The following is a 1492-nucleotide window of genomic DNA, read 5'->3' on the forward strand; positions in this document are numbered from 1 at the left end:
ACACAATAAATCGATCCCCATCTCCTTTTTGCAATAAGGGATGGCTTTTGCTACTCACTTTAAAAGCGATTCAATTTCCTAACCATCAAGTTTTTGCCTCACTTAAATCACGGTAAAGGCCAGTACTGGTCTACGCTTAGTGGCATTGTACAACTGCATAAAAAACGACACATTTGGTGCACAGGCGCGGCAGGGCTACTACTGCAATTTTTGGGGTAAAATCGGATTTTTTCTATCTAAAAACACCAAAAAATTGATTACAGGGAATTTTAGAGAAATCGGTGAATTTTTTGATATTGCAGTTCATCTCTGGTTCATAAATCAATTTTAAGCGTCCTGTAACGCTCTGTACGGCGTTTTCGTGATTTAACTCATCAAAACGTATTGCCAATAATTTTGCGGGGCTTGGAATTGCTTATAGTGGTTTTTTGATGCCGTTAGGCATGGAAGGCGATACTCAATAGTGACAGAGAATGACAATAGTCAAATCGCCGAAGCCCGCGAAGCGGTGAGAGATTGATATATTGCACGTAACCCATGCGCAGCATTCCTGCAAAGCTAATTGGCACGATATGACAGCGATGATGATGTTAATTGTCGAAGATGAGGTGTTGATAATCATTCTCAATTTTGATACTGTATGTTATCTTATTACATAAATAATTTTGTTTATTGCCGCTTCTAGCCAACGCCAGCATGTTGGCTATATTTTTACTTGAATTTTTAATTGACCGCTTCTTTCAAAGTTTTACCCGCTTTAAAACTCGGTACGTTTGCAGAAGCAATTTGAATAATCTCGCCTGTTTGCAGATTGCGTCCTTCCCTTGCAGCGCGTTGCTTAACTTGAAAGCTGCCAAAACCAACGAGTTGTACTTCATCTCCCGCCTTTAGCGCTTCTGTCACGGTTTCAATCAATGCGTTCAGTGCTTTCTTTGCATCTTTTTTTGTTAGGTCAGCTTTTTCAGCGATTTGATTAATGAGTTCTGTTTTGTTCATGGTATGCCTGAATTAATGGATAAGTTAATCCTAGTGATGCTAGCTGTAGCAACTGAATAGTGCAATGTTTGAGGTTAGTTAACCCAAAAAATCTTTTTAATTAAAATCCCGCCGCTCGACGCAAGTCTGTGACCGAGCGTAGCGAGTGAGCAGACGAGGAAGCGGAATATCACTATTAGCAAAAAAGAAATACGGTGACTCAGTAGTAACATGTTTTTGGGTTTATTGTTTTTGTTGGAAGAAAAGTTATCCACAGGGGGGAAGTCGATTAAAAAAGATTATATTTTTTTGATTATAAAAGATTAGCTGGCTTTTTTTGGTTGGCTGTTATTTTATTTTTTCTTTTATTTTCAATGACTTAATTAACCACTTGTTGGTTTTTTTTATTTTTAAAATCAATAGCTTATCAAATTACTCGGTTGAACTATTACCTTCCTATTTACTTCATTGAATGAATATAAGTTGTTGTATTTATTATCTTTATAATTTATTGAAT

General features: G+C 36.9%; 1 protein-coding gene. It reads right to left on the bottom strand.

Annotated features, from left to right (window positions below; translation table 11 throughout):
* Positions 1-723 precede the first annotated feature (723 nt).
* Positions 724-996: an HU family DNA-binding protein gene (locus G468_RS0117790; protein WP_026824124.1), complete on the bottom strand. Its 273-nt coding sequence runs from the start codon at positions 994-996 to the stop codon at positions 724-726.
* Positions 997-1492 lie beyond the last annotated feature (496 nt).

Source organism: Arsenophonus nasoniae DSM 15247, from assembly GCF_000429565.1.
Classification (GTDB): domain Bacteria; phylum Pseudomonadota; class Gammaproteobacteria; order Enterobacterales; family Enterobacteriaceae; genus Arsenophonus; species Arsenophonus nasoniae.